Source organism: Paenibacillus sp. FSL H7-0918 (assembly GCF_038007025.1).
GTDB lineage: Bacteria > Bacillota > Bacilli > Paenibacillales > Paenibacillaceae > Paenibacillus_AQ > Paenibacillus_AQ odorifer.
The window spans coordinates 809,097-827,460 of the sequence record NZ_JBBOWJ010000001.1; the positions used below are offsets into that span (position 1 = coordinate 809,097).

Sequence of the window (18,364 nt, forward strand, 5' to 3'; positions counted from 1 at the left end):
CAGCAAGACCCGACATTGGATTTCTGACTTAGAATCCGGCTTTAAAAATAACACATTTATCAATTTTTAAAAACTGTTGACAAAATGTAAACGTATACATATAATAAAAGTACAGTATGGTTTCTCTCCACTCCTATCCAATACTTAACGGTTCCAATTTATTGTGAACTGTAGCCGCTTACTTTGTAAGCGGTCTTTTTTTGTCCTGAAAGCGCTCTACCTTTTTTTTAGATGATCTATATTAGATTATTTTACTATAGCGAGCGAATTAGCTTCCACAAATCCCCACAATTATCTATTACCCCGTCTACGTCCACTTGAAGAGGGATATGCTCATTACGTTTCCCAATGCCTTGCAGCCCTGCGTTACGGCTCTCTTGTACGTCATTCATTGGATGATCACTACAAATATAGCCTCCTCTGCGCTCACCCCATTGGTATCCTTCCTTTTGCAAAAATAAAGGATTAAACCGGGGACGGTGATAAACCTACGGGTCGTTACATAGACGTCAGATTTTGTTTAGCTGCGTGTGTAATCCACCCTCTAATTCTAATCGTATGGAAAAGAGTCAGGATAAACAATATACTAGCTATAAAGTTATTTGTTGAGGTGAATTTGAAATGGATGAAATCGATGACTCAAAACAACTGGTACTACAAATAGGCGGTGCCTTGAAAAAGTACAGAAAAGAAAAAAACATGAGCTTAGATGACTTAGCGGAATTAACAGGCGTAAGCAAACTTACTCTGGGGAATATCGAACGTGGCGAGACAAATCCAACTTTGGCGATAATATGGAAAATTTCAAAAGGCATATCTTTGCCCCTATTAGCTTTGTTCAAATCTGAAGACCCTGTTAGTTTGTATCGAGCAGGCGAAGGTCTCCGGTTTTCTAATGATCAAAAGAATTGGATCATAGAACCCGTCTTTAAAAACGTAAGCAACGATATTGAAATGTGTCGGGCTTACTTACAGCCAAATAGTTCGTATCACCCTGAAGGTCATCATGTGAATACAACTGAAATTGCGACAGTAATGACTGGTTCCATTGAAATACGAGTCGATGGAGAAATGTACACATTGAATCAATATGATACGATCAGTTTTCGTGCAGATCGCCCTCACTCTTATACCAATCATACGAATAGCGAAACAGTGCTCCATATCTCCTTAAAATATGGTTTCTAAAAGTCGAAAATTTCACCTATTACATGCAACTCAGTATTCCATTCTAAATGGAAACTCTGAGTTGTATTTTTTTATCTAATATAAGCATTTCAATTTATAGAACCATCTCAATAAAGTAAACTTTAAAATACTTATTGTTAAATTTAATATATTATACTATACTTTCATTGTCCGCGCGGATATTAGTACGCATTAATTCTGGGAGGGAAAATGAAGAATGCCGAATAAAAAATTCGTACCATCATCTTTAGGGCTGCTACTACTTGGCATTATTATTATTGCCGCAAATTTACGTGCTCCCTTAACCTCGGTCGGTCCATTAGTGGGTCTCATTAGGGGTGACGTTCATATTTCCAATACTTTAGCAGGCTTGATCACAACGGTACCTTTACTTACCTTTGCTTTATTATCGCCTCTAGTACCAAAACTAGGACGTAGGTATGGAGTAGAACTTTTAATTTTGTTTGCTCTGATCTTTTTGACTGTTGGTATTGTAATACGTTCTTTATCTGGGGCTGCAAATCTGTATATTGGAACTGCAATTCTTGGATTTGCAATTGCCGTTTGTAATGTATTAATGCCAAGTTTAATCAAACGTGATTTCCCTAATAAAATCGGTGCCATGACTGGTGTATTTGCAATTTCAATGAGTTTATCTGGAGCGATCGCCTCGGGAATCAGTGTACCGCTAGCTGCAAACGCAGGTTTAAAATGGCAGGGTGCATTGGGAATTTGGGGGATCCTAAGCTTTGTATCGATCCTCTGCTGGTTGCCTCAATTAAGGAAGCATACGAAGCAAACAGCCTCGACGGGTCAACAGATGGCCGGCAATGATGTGAATGTTTGGCGTTCCCCTCTTGCCTGGCAAGTAACCTTGTTTATGGGGATGCAGTCCATGATTTTCTATGTGCTAATCGCATGGTTGCCTGAAATTTTAAAACAGCAAGGCATTGACTCAAGCCAATCAGGATGGTACCTCTCAATAATGCAGTTAGCGCTGCTTCCATTTACCTTTATTGTCCCCGTTATTGCAGGGCGAATGTCAAATCAACGATCGTTAGTGTTCATCACAACCATTTTACTTTTGACGGGAACGCTCGGACTGCTTTACGGAAGCTCCAATATCATTCTGTTGTGGATCATCATACTCGGAATTGGTGGAGGCTGCGCCTTTAGCTTGTCCATGATGTTTTTCGGTTTACGTACTAAAAATGCGCATCAAGCAGCGGAACTGTCTGGTATGGCGCAATCGATCGGATATCTGCTTGCCGCAATTGGTCCTGCCCTTATAGGATATTTGCATGACACGACAAATAGTTGGAACGTGCCACTTTTCATACTGCTTGGAGCTTCGGTCTTACTCTTTATTGTCGGTCTAGGAGCAGCAAGAAATCGTTTTGTAGGTAGCCAAGCTAGTTACGAAGAAACAAACTCAAGTACCAGAGAATTTCTTGGAAGAAATACTGATCGAAATGAAGAAAGCGAGTTGGGGAACAGTTGCAACAAACCAAACCTAAATTAGAGTCTTCGGGTATTAATCCGGAAGCATTTTGCGGCACTCCTTTCTTTGCTTCGTTGATCAAAAAACATTTAGCTTGTACGAAGACGCTATCGGACACAGTTGACCTTAAATGCAGCATTAATCCGCATTTGGGATGCTAACGGACCGCATAGCAGCTATTGGCACGAAAAACACCCAATATAAGCCTCTTTATGTGAAATAACGTCTGTGGAGTCCGAAAGACAGCTTCAAAGGCAAAAAACGTGCAAATACGTCATTAGGGTCCGTAAGTACTAGGTGGTAGTTATGGTGGTACTTATGGTGGTACTTATGGTGGTACCGATGCCGATGACGATACTAACGAAGGCACGTTGAAGTAAGCAACCAACAAACCAACAAACAAAAAAATAGCGATTCTCTATTCACATGAGAATCGCTATTTTACTGTTTTTTATGATTTGAAAATGAACCCGAGCGAACCTTAATACTACACGTATACCGTATAATCATGATGCTGCAACAGGATCTTCGCCCGCTCCATATCGTTCTCCTGACGGAAAGAGAGACGCATAATCCCCGGAACATCTTCACGGCTTTCGATAATTTGTACGTTGCTAAGGTTAATTCCTTGATCCCCCAGCTCTGTAGCAATACGACCGATAATCCCCGGATGATCCGGTACATCAATATGTAGGTCAAATAAAGGTGCTATCATACCTTTACGCCGTTCAGGCAACTGACTACGGAAGCCATTGGCTTCATGAAATGCCTCTTCAATCCCTACACCATCTTCACTTTCCAGCAAACGAACAAAAGAAGAAACTTCCTCGTTCCAATCCTTCAACAAACGAAGCATCACTGAACGATTGTTTAACAAGATATCACGCCAAATAATTGGATCACTGGACGCAATTCTTGTAATATCCCGAAAGCCCCCTGCAGCTAACGTACTAAACAAGGAGTCAGTATCATCATAAGCTTTAATCTGATTTACCAGCGCAACGGCAATAATATGTGGCAAATGACTAATGGCGCCTACAATCTCATCATGACGTTCTGGATTAAGGCGTACAATCTGCGCTCTAGTAAGGTGGAGTAAGGACTCCAACGCATGATAAGCCTCGTCTGGCACTCCCGGTGGAGGCGTTAATACGTAATAGGCATTCTCAAACAACAGCGATGAAGCTGCCTCAACACCTGAACGCTCTGATCCTGCCATAGGGTGACCGCCGATAAAATGTACTCCAGGAATATCCAAAGAGACCGCGCATGCGGCAATACTAGCTTTCGTACTTCCAACATCTGTAATGATGCAGCCGGGCTTGAGCGGCAATTTGCTTAACTGCTGCAAATAATCCTCTAGCATACCCACCGGCACACATAAAAAAATGAAATCGGCATCGATTGCCGCTTCCTCCACAGACAATGTGGCACTATCGACCACACCTCTGCTAATATACTTACTCGCGGATTCAGGACGGTGGGCATGGCCAACGACGGTCAGGCCCTCCTTGCCTTTAAAGCAAAGGGCCAGTGAGCCTCCGATCAGACCGACACCGAATATTGCTATTTTTGTCGTCATGTTCTTTGAACTACCTGCCTTCTTTAGTCTTGACTTGCTGTTATTACTAAGCGCGTACTCCACTCTCTAAAAGAGTTTGTTCCAGCGCGGTGATAAAAGCTGTATTCTGCTCAGCCGAGCCCACAGTAACCCGAATATAAGTCGGATAAACCTGATGACCCGCTCTTACGATGATTCCTTTACGCATCAAAGCATCAAAGACCTCTGTAGCAGGCTTACGAACATCTACCATGATGAAGTTCCCGTGTGCCGGGAAGGATTCTAGACCCAGACGTTTGAATTCACCTTGCAATTGGACAATACCCGCGCTATTAAGACGACGGCATTCCTGTACGTAATCTTGATCATTCAAAGCAGCAAGAGCTGCAGCTTGAGCAAGTCGTGAGGTATTAAAAGGCTCACGTACCTTGTTGATCAACGAAATGATCTCAGGACTCGCAACACCGTATCCAATACGCAATGCAGCTAAGCCATAAATTTTGGAGAATGTGCGAAGCACAACCAGATTCTTGTAACGAGTCAGTAACTGGATACCATTGGAGTATGAAAGATCTGTTACATATTCACAGTATGCCTCATCAAGGACAACCATTACATTGGAAGGCACAGCATCCAGGAAAGAAACCAAAGCTTCCTCTGGAACAATCGTACCTGTTGGGTTATTCGGATTACAGATCCAGATAACCTTAGTGCGGTCCGTTATACGAGCCAGCATCCCATCCAGATCATGTGTACCTTTTACAAGCGGCACCTCAATAGATACCGCACTTTCAATGTCTGCGTTACTCTTATACACGGAGAAGGTTTGGTCCGCCATGATTGTCTCATCACCCGGTAAGAAAAAGGCACGAGCAATAAGTGCAATAATCTCATCTGAGCCACAGCCAAAAATAATATTGTCGTTATTCACGCCAAGACGGCTGGAAAGTGCTGAAGTCAATTCAACGGCTGAGCCGTCCGGATAAAGATAAAGATTCTCAAGTTCTGCTAGAATTGCTTCTTTTGCACTCGGTGAAGCTCCATACGGGTTCTCATTGGATGCAAGCTTAATAACCTCACTTAAGCCAAGCTCCTTCTTGACTTCGTCTATAGGTTTCCCTGGTTTGTAGACAGGGAGATTAACTATATTCGGTTTTGGATTCATACAATAGTCCTCGCTCTCCATAGTTGATTACTCCACTATACACAGGTCAGAATGACACTGTTATGGTCTTTTTAATTGTGCCACAAATTCTCGAATTTGCAACAGTCCCTCATTCCGCGTAGCAGGATGATCGAGCAACGGAATTACCTCTTCTATTTTGCGGACAATGGCACTCCCTACTACAACACCATCGCAAATCTGAGCAAAACGGGCAACCTGTTCGCCAGTAGAGATCCCAAATCCTACAGCCACTGGCAGATCCGTAGCTTGACGAACGGAATCAATAAAGGCTTCTACATCCGCATGGAAAGAGGATCTTTCTCCAGTCACCCCTAATGAAGATACACAATAGATAAAACCGCTCGCACCGGATACAATCTTTGCAATACGTTCGCTTGAGGTTGGTGCAACTAAAGGAATGAGGTTGACTCCAACTTCATCACTACGGCGCCGCATCTCCGCTGATTCCTCAACGGGAAGATCCGGGATAATAAGTCCGCTAATTTCATGTTTGTTCAGATCAGCAAAAAACGTATCTAGACCCATTTGCAGAATAGGATTGTAATAAGAAAACAAGATAAATGGCAAACTGCTGCCGGCTTCACGAGCCTTTAACGCGGTCTCCATGCAAGTGCGCAGGTGAACTTCACCCCGCAGTGCCCGGGCAGATGCTCGCTGAATTACAGGGCCATCTGCAAGCGGATCAGAGTATGGTACTCCAAGCTCCAGAATATCTGCCCCTGCTGTCTCCAGTTCAGTGATGATGGCAAGAGTAGTCTCCAAATCCGGATCTCCAACAGTCAGAAAAGGAATCAATGCGGTCCGGTTCTCAGCTTTTAGCTTTCGGAATACCAAATCCATCCGGTTTGTAGTTTGGGTTGTCATTCAGTTCCCTTCCCTTCTGTATACGCCATAATGGATTCTACGTCTTTGTCTCCCCGGCCTGACAGGCAGATGACAACAATGTCATCCTTAGTAAGGGTTGGACCCATTTTTACAACATGTGCTATCGCATGCGCCGATTCTAACGCTGGAATAATGCCTTCCGTTACACATAGCAGCTTCAGTGCATCTAGCGCCTCTGCATCTGTAATCGGGACATATTTTGCGCGTTCGATATCTTTTAGATAGGAGTGTTCAGGACCTACACCAGGATAATCCAGGCCTGCGGAGATGGAATGTGCTTCTGTTACTTGTCCATGCTCATCCTGCAGGAGATAACTCATCGATCCCTGGAATACGCCATGAGTTCCTTTACTCATTGTTGCCGCATGAAAAGGGGTATCAATGCCTTTACCAGCCGCCTCTACACCAATCATACCGACATTTTCATCCTCAACAAATGGATAGAACATACCGATGGCATTACTGCCACCGCCTACAGCAGCTACGAGCACATCCGGCAGCCTTCCTTCAGCCTCCAGAATCTGGCGCCGTGTTTCATCCCCAATAACCCGCTGAAAGTTACGAACCATCATCGGATAAGGATGCGGTCCTACAGCTGAACCCAATATATAGAAGGTATCATCTACATTGCTAACCCAGTAGCGAAGCGCTTCGTTGCCGGCATCTTTTAAAGTACGCGATCCGGAAGTAACGGGAATCACTTCTGCACCAAGCAGCTTCATCCGGAATACGTTAAGGGCCTGGCGACGTGTATCCTCTTCCCCCATAAACACCTTACATTCCATACCTAGCAAAGCTGCAACTGTAGCTGTGGCTACACCATGTTGACCCGCACCCGTCTCAGCGATTACCTTCGTTTTTCCCATCATTTTGGCCAAGATCCCTTGACCAATCGCATTGTTAATCTTATGGGCACCTGTATGATTCAAATCTTCACGCTTCAGATATATTTTAGCTTCTCCCAGATGTTTGCTCAGACGCTCCGCATAATACAGCGGGGTCTCCCGTCCGGAATACTGCTTTAATAGATAATCTATTTCTTCCTGAAAAGCTAGATCTGCCGAAAACTTACGGTAAGCCTCCTCCAACTCAATCAATGCATTCATCAAAGTCTCGGGCACGAAGCGGCCTCCGAATGAACCGAAACGTCCATGCTGGTCCGGTACTTGTATCATGATTGCTTCACCCTTTCCACAAAAGCTGTCATTTTTTGAATATCCTTAATGCCGTCAGTCTCTACTCCACTCGACACGTCTACCCCATACGGGGCATAGGTATCAAGCAATTCACCAACATTATCTGAATGAAGCCCTCCAGCCACAAACAAGGGCAAGTCATGTTGTACTGCAATTTCTTGGTAAGCAGGTAATTTATTCCAAGCGAACGTTCGGCCGGAGCCGCCACTCTGCAATGGATCATAAGTATCTAATAAAACCGCATCTACTGCAGCTGCGTAATCTTCCAAGCTATATTCATTTTCAGCTTTATCCCGCTCTTGATCCGCAACGGACAGTGCCTTCCATACCTGAACCTGTGGATAAGCTCGGCGAACCTGCTGGCAAAAAGCTGGATTCTCCTGTCCATGAAGCTGAATTACATCTAAATGCACCACAGACAGCAATTCGTTCAACTCATCCAGCTCCGGATTAACAAAAACCCCGGCAGCCTTAGGAATTTCACCAGTCTTCCAATTTGGAAGCTCTGCAATCAGTTCGGCAGCACGCTCTATGGATACCTTCCGGCGGCTAGGTGCAAAAACAAATCCGATATAATCTAGTGGTAAGTGTAACATAGATTTTAGCACTTCAACGTCCTGAAGTCCACAGATTTTTACTAATGTCTCAGCCATGCCGGACACGGTCCTTTCCATTAGGAAGCTCACCGAGCAGACCGTTAACCGCATCCTCTACGTTAGCTTGACGCATTAGATACTCCCCAACGAGCACTCCGTGAGCACCAGTAGTTCTTAGGTAGCCGATGTCTTTTGACCCGGAAATTCCACTTTCGCTGATCACTGGAACACCTTGCGGCACAAGAGCTGCCAGCTCGGCTGTTGTCTCCAAAGAGGTCTCAAAGGTACGTAGATTACGGTTATTAATTCCTAGCAGGACGTTAGGTTGGGTTATCTTTTCTGTGCTCAGTACAACCGCCAGTTCATTCCGGTCATGCACCTCAATCAAGATATCCAATCCAAGCCCTGAAGCTATATCTATAAAATGAGACAGTTGTGCCGGTGTCAAAATAGCGACGATTAACAACACGGCATCCGCTCCGAGAAGACGTGCTTCGTAGATCTGCTTCTCATCGATAATAAAATCTTTGCGAAGCAGCGGCAGATTTACAGCTTCCTTCACTTGCTGCAGATAAGCTGCGCTGCCCTGGAAATATTCTGTGTCCGTCAGAACAGATAAGCAATCTGCACCTCCAGCTTCATACCCTTTTGCAATGGAAACAGGATCAAAATCCTCACGGATCAACCCTTTGGAAGGAGAAGCCTTCTTCACCTCAGCGATCAAGCCCATATCTCTGTTCTTCCCTTGGGTCAGAGCCTTACGAAAGCCTCTTGTTGCCGGAAGAAGCGCAATATCACGCTCTGCTTGTGCCAGCGAAAAGTTTTTACTGAGCAGTTCAACCTCTTTAATCTTAGTCGCGACAATTTTATCAAGATACATAATTAAGTTCCTCCGTCATAGCTACAAGCTGATTAAGCTTGGATAGTGCCTTGCCTGAATCCACTACTTCTTTTGCTCTCTCTACGCCTCCGGCCATGGTGTCTGCCAGACCAGCAACATATATACAGGCTCCGGCGTTAGCAAGAACGATATCGCGATAAGGATTCATCTGCCCTTGAAGGACCGAGGTAATAATCGCCGCATTTTCAGCTGCATCTCCACCCAGCACAGCTTCCAGTGGATATCTGTTAAGACCTAATGCCTCTGGCGTTACCTCATACGTGGTTACGATGCCCTCTTTTAGCTCTGACACTAATGTAGGGGCCGAGATGCTGATTTCATCCAGACCATCCAAGCTGCTAACAACCATCGCACGCTTGGACCCCAGCTCCTTCAGTACATTAGCCACCGTCTCTGTCTTATTCCGATCATAAATCCCCAGCAGCTGACGGTCAGCACCAGCGGGATTCGTAAGCGGACCAAGCATATTAAAAATCGTCCGCACTCCAAGCTCTTTACGCGGTGCTGCCGCATGCCGCATCGAAGGATGATAGATTTGTGCGAATAAAAAACAAATGCCGATTCGATCCAAGCATTCCCGAGCCTGATCCGCATTCAGATGAATGTTGACGCCCAAAGCTTCAAGTACATCTGCACTTCCTGCTCTACCGGAAGCTGAGCGGTTGCCATGTTTGGCAACTCGTACCGAAGCCGCTGATGAAATAATCGCTGAGGCGGTAGAAATATTAAACTTATGGATGCCGGAACCGCCCGTACCACATGTATCTAGCAGACGCGCTTTTTCAGTAAGGACAGGTGTGCCGAAACCTCTCATGGCTTCCGCAAACCCCGTAATCTCCTCCACGGTCTCTCCCTTAATCCGTAAAGCGGTCAGCAGTGATCCGATTTGCGCCTGTGAAGCCTCTCCCAGCATGATTGCACCCATTATATCCCGTGCTTCTACACGTGTCAGACTTTTGCCTTCGATTAGTCCAGCGATTCCTGATTGTATCAATTTTGTTGCATCCATAATGTTCATCCTCCAGCCTTAATGTAATCTTTTTTATTAATCAAACCACCTGTTCAGGGGTATATGCGTACATGTAATCTTGATTGATGACTTGTTTCTCTTTTATCTCGGGTGGGAACATAGCCTCTGCCATACGAATAGCTTTTAGCATGCCCTTCGCTTTATTCACCGTCTCTTCATACTCTTTCTCCGGAACCGAGTCCCAAACGATACCCGCCCCAGCCTGCACATATGCTCTGCCCTTACGGAAGATGATTGTACGGATGGTGATACATGAATCCATATTTCCCGAGAATCCCAAATATCCAATCGCCCCCGCATAAGCACCACGGGCTTCTCGCTCCAATTCAGCAATAATCTCCATTGCCCGTAGCTTAGGTGCTCCTGAGACAGTACCGGCTGGCAGACAGGAGAGAAAGGCATCAAAGAAATCTTTATCCTCGCTAAGCGTGCCTGACACATTCGATACCATATGCATGACATGAGAGTATCTTTCAATTTCCATAAAGGAATCACATTTTACAGAACCGAATTTGGACACTCTTCCTAAATCATTACGACCTAGATCAACTAGCATCAAATGCTCTGCACGTTCTTTTTCATCCTCCAGCAGCTCCGCGGCGTAAGCACGATCCGAAGCTTCACTTTCACCTCTTGGTCTTGTTCCGGCAATCGGCCGTGTCTCCACACGATTTCCATCTACCTTTACGAGCGCTTCCGGTGAGGTTCCAACAATAATCTCTTCATCCATTTTCAAATAATACATATATGGAGATGGGTTAAGCGTCCTGAGCATCCGGTATACATGCAGTGGAGAAACTTCCGTTTCAATATGCAGGCGCTGCGACAACACCACTTGAAAAATATCGCCAGCCCGAATGTATTCCTTCGCTTGTTCTACGTTGTTGATATATTGATCTTTAGTCAGGTTGGAATGAATCTCACCCAGCTCAATATCCTGCGGAATACTGCGGCGGTTCACATTTTCCTTAGGCCCTTCCTTCTGCAGCTCTTCGGCCATATCCTCAAGCTTACGACTTAAGCTTTCGTAATTGGATTTGATATCTGAGTCCGTATCACCGTCTTTAACATGCAGGTTACCAACTAGGAGAATTTGTTGTTTCACATGATCAAAAACAATGATGCGATCACAGAACATAAACCGGATATCATCCATTTGGAGATCATCTACTGGATGCTCAGGCAGCTTCTCATAATATTGCAGCAGATCATATCCAAAAAATCCGATCGCTCCTCCAGTAAATGGCGGCATCTCATCCAGCTTAGGGCTACGGTATGAACGAAGCAGCGCCTTAAGCTCCTCAATCGGCTTTCCATGCAGCTGTTTTTTCTTACCGTCGATCTCTACGTTAATCGCACCCTTTTTTCCCGATATCATTAAAAAGGGATCGCTGCCGATGAACGAATACCGGGCCCATTGTTTGCCACCCTCTACACTTTCTAGTAAGAACGCGCGGTCACGTTCAGCAAAACGTTGGAATAACCGGATAGGTGTTTCCATATCAGCCAGCAGCCGCTTCACAACAGGAATCAGATTATAATCCTGCGACAGCTTTACCACCTCTTGAACACTCGGATTCGTCATTTTTAGATGCCCCCTTAGTTATATAAATCTTTCCGAAACACAGAAAAACCCTCTACCAAAGTAGAGGGTTTGTGTAAGTAAGTATATGTTTTTGAGCAATGATCAGCATCGTTATGTTGTGCCTACAGACTTATCTCTAAATAAGATACATCACGGATGTGAAATAACACTCCAGTACATATCAAAATAAAGACTCTGCGTACACAAAAACTGCTAATCAGGCATAACGTCTTCAGCGTCCTTATAAGGACGGTAAGCGTATATGCGTGAAATATAAGAATGTATAGAACAAAGCTTATACTTTCTTATATTCGCAAAAATTTCTTGCACTCTGCTCAACTATACTCATCTCAACTCAACTAAACTCTTCTATACTCGGCTAATTACACTATACATGATGACAAGGGTCATTGACAACCCACAACTCAAATTTAAGACTTACTCTGCGACAAATCCGGACGAAGCTTCTGAGCTTCATTCAGATACACATGGCGGATCTCACGCTGTGATTTATCCGTATTAAACTGCACCATTAACCGGATACACATCGGCAGGCTGCCTTTGACCGGGATCTCCGTAGAACACATAAGCGGCACCATTTCCCAGCCCTCAATCTCACGTATGGCTCTTGCCGGAAAAGTAGCATCCAGATCATTGGTCATCGTAATCCATACATTGCTAATATCCTCAGCTATAACATTATTGCGTTCAACGATCTCCCGCAGCAGCACAACGGTTTCACGCAAAATCTCTGTTTCTTCGTTATTAATCACGGTAGTTGCTCCGCGAATCCCTCGATTTACCACGGTTTCCCCTCCTTTTTAAGCTCTGCGAGAACCTCTCGCACAAGCGATTCCTGTACATCGTTTACAATACTAACGGCTCCTATGGCATCAGGCACAATAAAAGTCATTCTGCCTTCTTTGAATTTCTTATCATGCATCATCGCTTCCATTAGCTCCTCTTCATCATATTCAGAAGGAAGCTGTATAGGCAGTGAAAGGGCAGATAACATAGATACTGTATCCTCATAAATGGATCGGTCACGTCCAAGCTTTACAGCCAGCAGCGCCGAACCCGCCATACCAATCGCAATCGCTTCACCGTGCAAAAACACACCATATCCGCCAACCGCTTCAATAGCATGGCCGATCGTATGGCCTAAATTCAGGATCGCCCGAAGTCCATGCTCACGTTCATCGTTCGCCACGACATGAGCTTTGATCGCACAACCGCGCTCAAGGGCATAACCGAGGGCTTCAGCATTCAGAGCAAGCAGCTCATCAGCATGTTCACGGCACCAATATGCAAATTCTTTGTCCATAATCAGACCATGCTTCACTACTTCAGCTAAGCCAGAAGAGACTTGGCGTGGCGGAAGCGTGCGAAGGGTATCCAAATCGTAAAGCACCAGCGAAGGTTGATAGAACGCACCAACCATATTTTTGGCTAGTGGATGATTGACAGCCACTTTGCCGCCTACGCTGCTGTCATGGGCCAGAATCGTCGTTGGAATTTGTAGAAATCCTATTCCGCGCATGTAGGTAGCTGCTACAAAACCAGCTAAATCACCAACAACTCCGCCACCTAAAGCCAACACCGCTGAGTTGCGATCCAGTCCCGCTTGAATCGCGGTCGTCATAACCTCTTCATACACGGTTAATGATTTGGATGCTTCCCCTGCCGGCATAATATGGCTTACTACGGTATAACCTTGCTGACGTAGAGCTTCTTCAAGCGCCGGTAAATACCGTGGAGCTACTTCACTATCACTCACAACCAGTAGCGGGCTACGAGTGGACAGTCCAGCCTCAGCACAGTACTGGCCAATGTTCTGCAGCAGACCACTACCGATGTGGATTGGATAAGAACGATCTCCCAAATCTACATTGATTGTACGCATGATTAATAACTCTCCAATTGTGCAAGATAGTTTTCATAGTTCGCTTTAATTTCTTCGAGAGAATCCCCGCCGAATTTATCAAGAAATGCTTTGGCAACTTCCCATGCCACTACGCTTTCCAAAACCACACATGCCGCTGGAACCGCACATGCATCCGAACGTTCTACTTGAGCTGTAAAAGGTTCTTTCGTATCGATATCTACACTTTGAAGTGGCTTATACAAGGTAGGAATAGGCTTCATAACACCACGAACCACTACCGGCATGCCATTCGTCATCCCGCCTTCAAAACCGCCTAAACGATTGCTTGCGCGATAGTATCCTTTAGAAGCTTCATACATAATTTCATCATGGACTTGCGATCCACGCAATTTTCCTGCTTCAAATCCAATGCCGATTTCAACGCCTTTGAAGGCATTAATCGACATCACTGCCCCAGCGATCGCCCCGTCCAGCTTCCGGTCTGACTGTACATAGCTGCCAAGTCCAATGGGCAGTCCTTCGACGATACATTCAACGATTCCACCGATGGAGTCTCCCTCTTCCTTGATCTGATCTATGTAAGCCTCCATTTTCTGTTCTGTTTCTTTGTCGACAACTCTGACAGAAGACTGTTCTGTCCGTTCAATCAGTTCATCGATAGGCAGATCATTTACAGGTGCCTCAATTTCACCAATGCGAATGACTTGACCTGCTACTTTCACACCAAAAGCTGCCAGCAGCTGTCTGGCTACAGCGCCACATGCGACTCTGGCTGCGGTTTCGCGGGCACTGGAGCGCTCCAGAACGTTGCGAAGATCCGTATGATTGTACTTCAATCCACCATTCAAATCTGCATGTCCAGGACGCGGCCGATTTACCCGGCGTTTTTCTTCATCACTGCCTGGAATAGGTTCAATATTCATAATGTTCTTCCAGTGAGTCCAATCCTTGTTCTCTACTACCAAGGCTACCGGAGCACCCGTAGTATAGCCGTGACGTACTCCACCTACAATTTGTGCCGTATCTTTTTCAATCTGCATGCGGCGTCCACGTCCGTATCCCTTTTGTCGACGATGCAATTGAAAGTTAAGCTCTTCAAAATCCAAAGTTAAATTACTTGGCAATCCCTCAATAATAGCCGTTAGCTGGGGGCCGTGCGTTTCCCCCGCTGTTAAATAGCGTAAACTCATGATGTCTTCCCCCTTTTATACTTTTAAACTGTAAACCGCTAAAATCCTATGATCTTTGCTCATTATAGTATAGGGAATCCGCTTTGACAAGAAAGGGATCTCCCTAGAAACACTGTATGTATACCGAAATAAAAAGCGCCATCCATACCCTTAAGAGTATGAATGGCGCTCCTCGGCTCGGTCCTCAGCTTGTTAGCTGCCGAGCCGCTGGCTTGGTGAAGGGAATGTAGACTTACGCTCTTCCAGCTGCAGAAGGCGCTCCAATTGCATTTCTTCCACACCGAGAATTTGCCCGCACTCACGAACGGTGATAAAGCCTCGTTTGTACGCGGCAATGACCTTGCTTTTGTCCATCGGTTTAACTTTCCTTTCACTTAGCGTACAGATTCTACTATCCAGTATCACTGAACTTTTGCGAAAGTATACCTTTGAAGTTAATGGCGAAGGAGCAAAAAGTATTTATTTTTTACGATAGAAAAAAGTTTCCGTCGATTCAAAGCCATATTGAGCCGGTGTAAAGATTTGCTCTGTGCTGCCCACAAACAAATAACCACCCGGACGTAAGCTAGCCGAAAACTTATGATAGAGCTTGTTCTTCGCTTCTTCAGTAAAATAGATCATAACATTGCGACAAATAATAAGATCGAAACCTTCGTCGAACTTGTCCAAGAGCAAATTTTGTTTGCGGAAATCTATGTTTTTCTTAAGTGAATCGCTGACCTTGAAGACAGGGCCTTCCGGCGTAAAATAACGTGCTGCCACGTCTTTCGGCACATCCTTTAAAGAACGTTCCAAATAAAGACCCTGCTTTGCTTTGGATAAAGCGCCATCATCAATGTCAGTGGCAAGAATACCTGTCTGCGCCAATATATTCTTGTCCGACAAAATCATAGCCAGCGTGTAAGGCTCTTCGCCTGTGGAACATGCCGCGCTCCACAGCTTTAATTTGCGGCCCGACTGCTGGAGGTCAGGGAGGATAATATCCCGCAAAACTTCCCAGCGATTCGGATTCCGCCAGAACTCAGAGACATTGATCGTCATTCGATCTAAAAATTCATAAAATAAGTCCTTATTTTTCATCATCGCCGCAAAAAAATCACTGAAGGTATGATACCCATTCTTCATCCGAAGAGTCGTCAAACGCCGCTTCATCTGTGCTTCTTTATATTGAGCCAGATCAATTCCGGTGCTTTGTTTAACGTTGTGAATAAATCCGCTATAATCTGGATCTGTTGTTAATGCTGCAACATTACGATCAGACATGTTAATCCCCTGCCTCCCACCTGGACCTTACATCCAGACTGCGATGTCTTTGTTATACTGATTCAGTTCATCTGGAGCAAAGAAATTAGCAATTTCCCGTTCTGCACTTTCAGGCGAGTCTGATCCATGAATTAAATTAAGTGGTGTATGGCTGGCAAAGTCGCCACGAATCGTGCCTGGCAGAGCTTCTCCAACTTTTGTTTTGCCTATGAGTGTCCGGGATAAAGTTACGACATCATCGCCTTCCCATACCATTGCAAACACTGGACCTGAAGTGATGAAAGAGACCAGCTCTGAAAAAAAGTCTTTGCCTGCATGCTCAGCATAATGTCTTTTCGCTTGATCCTCACTCACTGTAATCAGTTTAGCAGCGACCAATTTAAACCCCTTATCCTCAAAGCGGGCAACAATACGCCCTATTAATCCACGTTGAACTCCATCAGGCTTGACCATCAGATACGTCTTTTCCATAGAAGCACTCTCCATTTTCCCATTTGAAGGGTTGTTTTGACGCTATCTTAACAGAAACATTGCTTTCTGGAAACGTTTAATTTCAATCTCACCAGAAGATCAATAACTTCTACCTGTTATAAAATACGCAATATCGCGCAGATTGCGCTTAGTCTTATTGTTAGGCAATTGTTCCAGCGCCGCCAGCGCCTTGTCGATATAACGTGAAGCGAGCTCCTCAGAACGGGCGATTCCGTCTCCGGAAAGAATGAGATCAATCGCATGTCCTACCGTGCTATGTCCCTCACGTATAGACTTCAGTTCCTCAAGCAATGACTCGCGCAGTCGCTCATCCTCAAGACTATAAATCACTGGAAGTGTAATGTTTCCTTGCCGCATATCACTGCCCGGAGGTTTACCGATCTGTTTCTCTGTGCCTGAGAGATCCAGTAAATCATCACGAATCTGGAACGCCATACCCACGTTATATCCATAATTATAAAGCAGACGAGCTACTTCTGGATCTGCCTCAGCAGCAAGAGCGCCGAGTTGGCAGCTAACTGCAATCAGCAGGGCTGTTTTGCGGCGGATACGCCGTAGATAATGACGTACACTTTGCTGACTGTTGAAAAAGTCACGAATCTGCTCCATCTCTCCGATCGACATTTCGATCATCGCCTTAGACAGAATTTGATGAATTCGTGGATTCTTCAGCTCCGTAGTCATAACCAGCGCTTTTGCATATATGTAGTCACCAGTGTACATGGCAATTTTATCGCCCCATTTTGCTTTCACGGTGAGTTCACCACGGCGCAATTCTGCATCGTCGATCACATCATCATGGACCAGTGAAGCGCTATGGATCAACTCTAACGGTATCGCCACCCGTTTCAGTTTTTCCAGATCATACTTACCGAATTTCCCGCCCATTAGGACAAATACGGGACGTAATCTTTTGCCGCCTGCCTTTAATAAATGCAGGGAGGTTTCTGTAAGCAGATCGTCATCCCCCTGTACACTGCGGTACAGCTCTTTTTCAATCTGATCCATATCTCTGTTCAGTAATCCGAATATTTGCAGTCGTTTCATTCTTTCACCCGTGTCAACAGTTTATGGCTCCAAATCTCCATCTTCACTTCCTGCGGCAGCAGGCCCATCTCATAGGCATAGCGGAAATAGAGGTTCAAACCTTGCTGCTGCCTTTCTCCAAAATCATAACATAAATTGCGGAAGTACCCTTCCCAATAAGACTTTGTTCCTCCAATGTTAGAACAAGCTGCTTGTACAATAGGATCTAAATCTCTCAATCCCCGCATTTTACTCTCGGCAAAAGCCTCTGCAATCTCAGAAATAGCTTCCGGTTTGTCCTCCGCAGCCTTTCGATTCACTGCCCAGACCGCAAAGGTCATCCCTAAGCCCGTCCATTCCTTCCAAACCTCAGCTAGATCAGTAACGATATAACCTTGATCCTGCCATGAGGCCTTAATAGCATTATCACCAATTAATAAACAGGCATCCGCTTCATGCATCATGTCATCCAAATCAGGATTAGCGCTAATATACTCCGGTTTATTGCCAAAAGCTTTTTCCATTAAAATTTTCAGCAAATTTACTGAGGTTGCAGAAGTATTCGTAACAGCGATCTTACCGCTGCCAATCTGAGCAAATGGCACCCTGGAAAAAAGGAATATTGATCTCACAGGACCGTCCGCGCTAACCGATAAATCAGGTAGAAGTAATAATTTGTCACTGGCCTCAGCATAAGCAAAAGAGGATAAAGCACCTACATGAATAGTTCCACGGCTCATCCCCTGATTAAGAATGGCAGGTACCTCACTCACCATCTCTGCAGGATATTTCAGTGCAGAGGGATGAAAATTGTGAAATACCGGCCATGAGTTGGTATAGCTGATTTTGCCGATGATGGTGTGGCTGTTATTGTCCATC

General features: G+C 45.0%; 19 protein-coding genes. 2 read left to right on the forward strand and 17 right to left on the reverse strand.

The window, feature by feature from the left end; genetic code table 11:
- Window positions 1-254: 254 nt before the first annotated feature.
- A complete protein-coding gene (locus MHI15_RS03825) occupies window positions 255-392 on the reverse strand; it encodes a hypothetical protein (RefSeq protein ID WP_341164138.1) in 138 nt (45 codons plus the stop codon).
- 229 nt (window positions 393-621) lie between these two features.
- On the opposite strand from MHI15_RS03825, the gene MHI15_RS03830 reads away from it, so the two are divergent.
- A complete protein-coding gene (locus MHI15_RS03830; RefSeq protein ID WP_076134680.1) occupies window positions 622-1,188 on the forward strand; it encodes a helix-turn-helix domain-containing protein in 567 nt (188 codons plus the stop codon).
- A 217-nt stretch (window positions 1,189-1,405) separates the two neighbouring features.
- Window positions 1,406-2,710, forward strand: a complete 1,305-nt coding sequence (locus MHI15_RS03835) for a CynX/NimT family MFS transporter (RefSeq protein ID WP_341164139.1) — start codon at window positions 1,406-1,408, stop codon at window positions 2,708-2,710.
- 466 nt (window positions 2,711-3,176) lie between these two features.
- Here MHI15_RS03835 and MHI15_RS03840 read toward each other — a convergent pair whose 3' ends face one another.
- From MHI15_RS03840 to MHI15_RS03915, 16 genes are all read right to left on the reverse strand, one after another.
- A complete protein-coding gene (locus tag MHI15_RS03840) occupies window positions 3,177-4,271 on the reverse strand; it encodes a prephenate dehydrogenase (protein WP_076302757.1) in 1,095 nt (364 codons plus the stop codon).
- A gap of 46 nt (window positions 4,272-4,317) precedes the next feature.
- Window positions 4,318-5,415 (reverse strand): histidinol-phosphate transaminase, encoded by a 1,098-nt coding sequence (gene hisC / locus MHI15_RS03845; protein WP_076192316.1) that lies wholly within the window; start codon window positions 5,413-5,415, stop codon window positions 4,318-4,320.
- A gap of 60 nt (window positions 5,416-5,475) precedes the next feature.
- A complete protein-coding gene (gene trpA / locus MHI15_RS03850) occupies window positions 5,476-6,300 on the reverse strand; it encodes a tryptophan synthase subunit alpha (RefSeq protein ID WP_076127517.1) in 825 nt (274 codons plus the stop codon).
- Window positions 6,297-7,496: a tryptophan synthase subunit beta gene (gene trpB, locus MHI15_RS03855; RefSeq protein WP_341164140.1), complete on the reverse strand. Its 1,200-nt coding sequence runs from the start codon at window positions 7,494-7,496 to the stop codon at window positions 6,297-6,299. Before trpB ends, trpA begins: the two co-directional genes overlap by 4 nt.
- On the reverse strand, window positions 7,493-8,170 hold the full coding sequence (locus tag MHI15_RS03860) for a phosphoribosylanthranilate isomerase (RefSeq protein ID WP_312148587.1): 678 nt from the start codon (window positions 8,168-8,170) through the stop codon (window positions 7,493-7,495). Before MHI15_RS03860 ends, trpB begins: the two co-directional genes overlap by 4 nt.
- Window positions 8,163-8,993: an indole-3-glycerol phosphate synthase TrpC gene (gene trpC / locus MHI15_RS03865; RefSeq protein ID WP_036676246.1), complete on the reverse strand. Its 831-nt coding sequence runs from the start codon at window positions 8,991-8,993 to the stop codon at window positions 8,163-8,165. The genes MHI15_RS03860 and trpC overlap by 8 nt, the downstream gene beginning before the upstream one ends.
- Complete coding sequence (gene trpD / locus MHI15_RS03870) at window positions 8,983-10,023, reverse strand: anthranilate phosphoribosyltransferase (protein WP_312148588.1); 1,041 nt, start codon at window positions 10,021-10,023, stop codon at window positions 8,983-8,985. Before trpD ends, trpC begins: the two co-directional genes overlap by 11 nt.
- Window positions 10,024-10,063: 40 nt before the next feature.
- On the reverse strand, window positions 10,064-11,629 hold the full coding sequence (gene trpE, locus MHI15_RS03875) for an anthranilate synthase component I (RefSeq protein ID WP_076192203.1): 1,566 nt from the start codon (window positions 11,627-11,629) through the stop codon (window positions 10,064-10,066).
- 431 nt (window positions 11,630-12,060) lie between these two features.
- Window positions 12,061-12,435 (reverse strand): chorismate mutase, encoded by a 375-nt coding sequence (gene aroH, locus MHI15_RS03880; protein WP_076127508.1) that lies wholly within the window; start codon window positions 12,433-12,435, stop codon window positions 12,061-12,063.
- Entirely contained in the window at window positions 12,429-13,532 is a 1,104-nt protein-coding gene (gene aroB, locus MHI15_RS03885) for a 3-dehydroquinate synthase (RefSeq protein ID WP_076302761.1), read from the reverse strand. The genes aroH and aroB overlap by 7 nt, the downstream gene beginning before the upstream one ends.
- 2 nt (window positions 13,533-13,534) lie before the next feature.
- Window positions 13,535-14,704: a chorismate synthase gene (gene aroC / locus MHI15_RS03890; RefSeq protein ID WP_076302762.1), complete on the reverse strand. Its 1,170-nt coding sequence runs from the start codon at window positions 14,702-14,704 to the stop codon at window positions 13,535-13,537.
- Between the two features lie 192 nt (window positions 14,705-14,896).
- Window positions 14,897-15,058, reverse strand: coding sequence for a hypothetical protein (locus MHI15_RS03895; protein WP_179088774.1), 162 nt, complete (start codon window positions 15,056-15,058; stop codon window positions 14,897-14,899).
- A 105-nt stretch (window positions 15,059-15,163) separates the two neighbouring features.
- Window positions 15,164-15,967: a CheR family methyltransferase gene (locus MHI15_RS03900; RefSeq protein WP_036676236.1), complete on the reverse strand. Its 804-nt coding sequence runs from the start codon at window positions 15,965-15,967 to the stop codon at window positions 15,164-15,166.
- A 27-nt stretch (window positions 15,968-15,994) separates the two neighbouring features.
- Window positions 15,995-16,438 carry a nucleoside-diphosphate kinase gene (gene ndk, locus MHI15_RS03905; protein ID WP_076127503.1) on the reverse strand — a complete coding sequence of 148 codons (444 nt, stop codon included), beginning with the start codon at window positions 16,436-16,438 and terminating at the stop codon, window positions 15,995-15,997.
- A 99-nt stretch (window positions 16,439-16,537) separates the two neighbouring features.
- Complete coding sequence (locus MHI15_RS03910) at window positions 16,538-17,506, reverse strand: polyprenyl synthetase family protein (RefSeq protein WP_341164141.1); 969 nt, start codon at window positions 17,504-17,506, stop codon at window positions 16,538-16,540.
- On the reverse strand, window positions 17,503-18,363 hold the full coding sequence (locus MHI15_RS03915; protein WP_076127500.1) for a menaquinone biosynthetic enzyme MqnA/MqnD family protein: 861 nt from the start codon (window positions 18,361-18,363) through the stop codon (window positions 17,503-17,505). Before MHI15_RS03915 ends, MHI15_RS03910 begins: the two co-directional genes overlap by 4 nt.
- Between the last annotated feature and the right edge of the window lies 1 nt (window position 18,364).

What these genes read in the sequence shown, in the direction of transcription:
- MHI15_RS03825 (WP_341164138.1), bottom strand. Translation starts at nt 392, where the DNA reads ATGAATGACGTACAAGAGAGCCGTAACGCAGGGCTGCAAGGCATTGGG.
- MHI15_RS03830 (WP_076134680.1), top strand. Translation starts at nt 622, where the DNA reads ATGGATGAAATCGATGACTCAAAACAACTGGTACTACAAATAGGCGGT.
- MHI15_RS03835 (WP_341164139.1), top strand. Translation starts at nt 1,406, where the DNA reads ATGCCGAATAAAAAATTCGTACCATCATCTTTAGGGCTGCTACTACTT.
- MHI15_RS03840 (WP_076302757.1), bottom strand. Translation starts at nt 4,271, where the DNA reads ATGACGACAAAAATAGCAATATTCGGTGTCGGTCTGATCGGAGGCTCA.
- hisC (WP_076192316.1), bottom strand. Translation starts at nt 5,415, where the DNA reads ATGAATCCAAAACCGAATATAGTTAATCTCCCTGTCTACAAACCAGGG.
- trpA (WP_076127517.1), bottom strand. Translation starts at nt 6,300, where the DNA reads ATGACAACCCAAACTACAAACCGGATGGATTTGGTATTCCGAAAGCTA.
- trpB (WP_341164140.1), bottom strand. Translation starts at nt 7,496, where the DNA reads ATGATACAAGTACCGGACCAGCATGGACGTTTCGGTTCATTCGGAGGC.
- MHI15_RS03860 (WP_312148587.1), bottom strand. Translation starts at nt 8,170, where the DNA reads ATGGCTGAGACATTAGTAAAAATCTGTGGACTTCAGGACGTTGAAGTG.
- trpC (WP_036676246.1), bottom strand. Translation starts at nt 8,993, where the DNA reads ATGTATCTTGATAAAATTGTCGCGACTAAGATTAAAGAGGTTGAACTG.
- trpD (WP_312148588.1), bottom strand. Translation starts at nt 10,023, where the DNA reads ATGGATGCAACAAAATTGATACAATCAGGAATCGCTGGACTAATCGAA.
- trpE (WP_076192203.1), bottom strand. Translation starts at nt 11,629, where the DNA reads ATGACGAATCCGAGTGTTCAAGAGGTGGTAAAGCTGTCGCAGGATTAT.
- aroB (WP_076302761.1), bottom strand. Translation starts at nt 13,532, where the DNA reads ATGCGTACAATCAATGTAGATTTGGGAGATCGTTCTTATCCAATCCAC.
- aroC (WP_076302762.1), bottom strand. Translation starts at nt 14,704, where the DNA reads ATGAGTTTACGCTATTTAACAGCGGGGGAAACGCACGGCCCCCAGCTA.
- MHI15_RS03895 (WP_179088774.1), bottom strand. Translation starts at nt 15,058, where the DNA reads ATGGACAAAAGCAAGGTCATTGCCGCGTACAAACGAGGCTTTATCACC.
- MHI15_RS03900 (WP_036676236.1), bottom strand. Translation starts at nt 15,967, where the DNA reads ATGTCTGATCGTAATGTTGCAGCATTAACAACAGATCCAGATTATAGC.
- ndk (WP_076127503.1), bottom strand. Translation starts at nt 16,438, where the DNA reads ATGGAAAAGACGTATCTGATGGTCAAGCCTGATGGAGTTCAACGTGGA.
- MHI15_RS03910 (WP_341164141.1), bottom strand. Translation starts at nt 17,506, where the DNA reads ATGAAACGACTGCAAATATTCGGATTACTGAACAGAGATATGGATCAG.
- MHI15_RS03915 (WP_076127500.1), bottom strand. Translation starts at nt 18,363, where the DNA reads ATGGACAATAACAGCCACACCATCATCGGCAAAATCAGCTATACCAAC.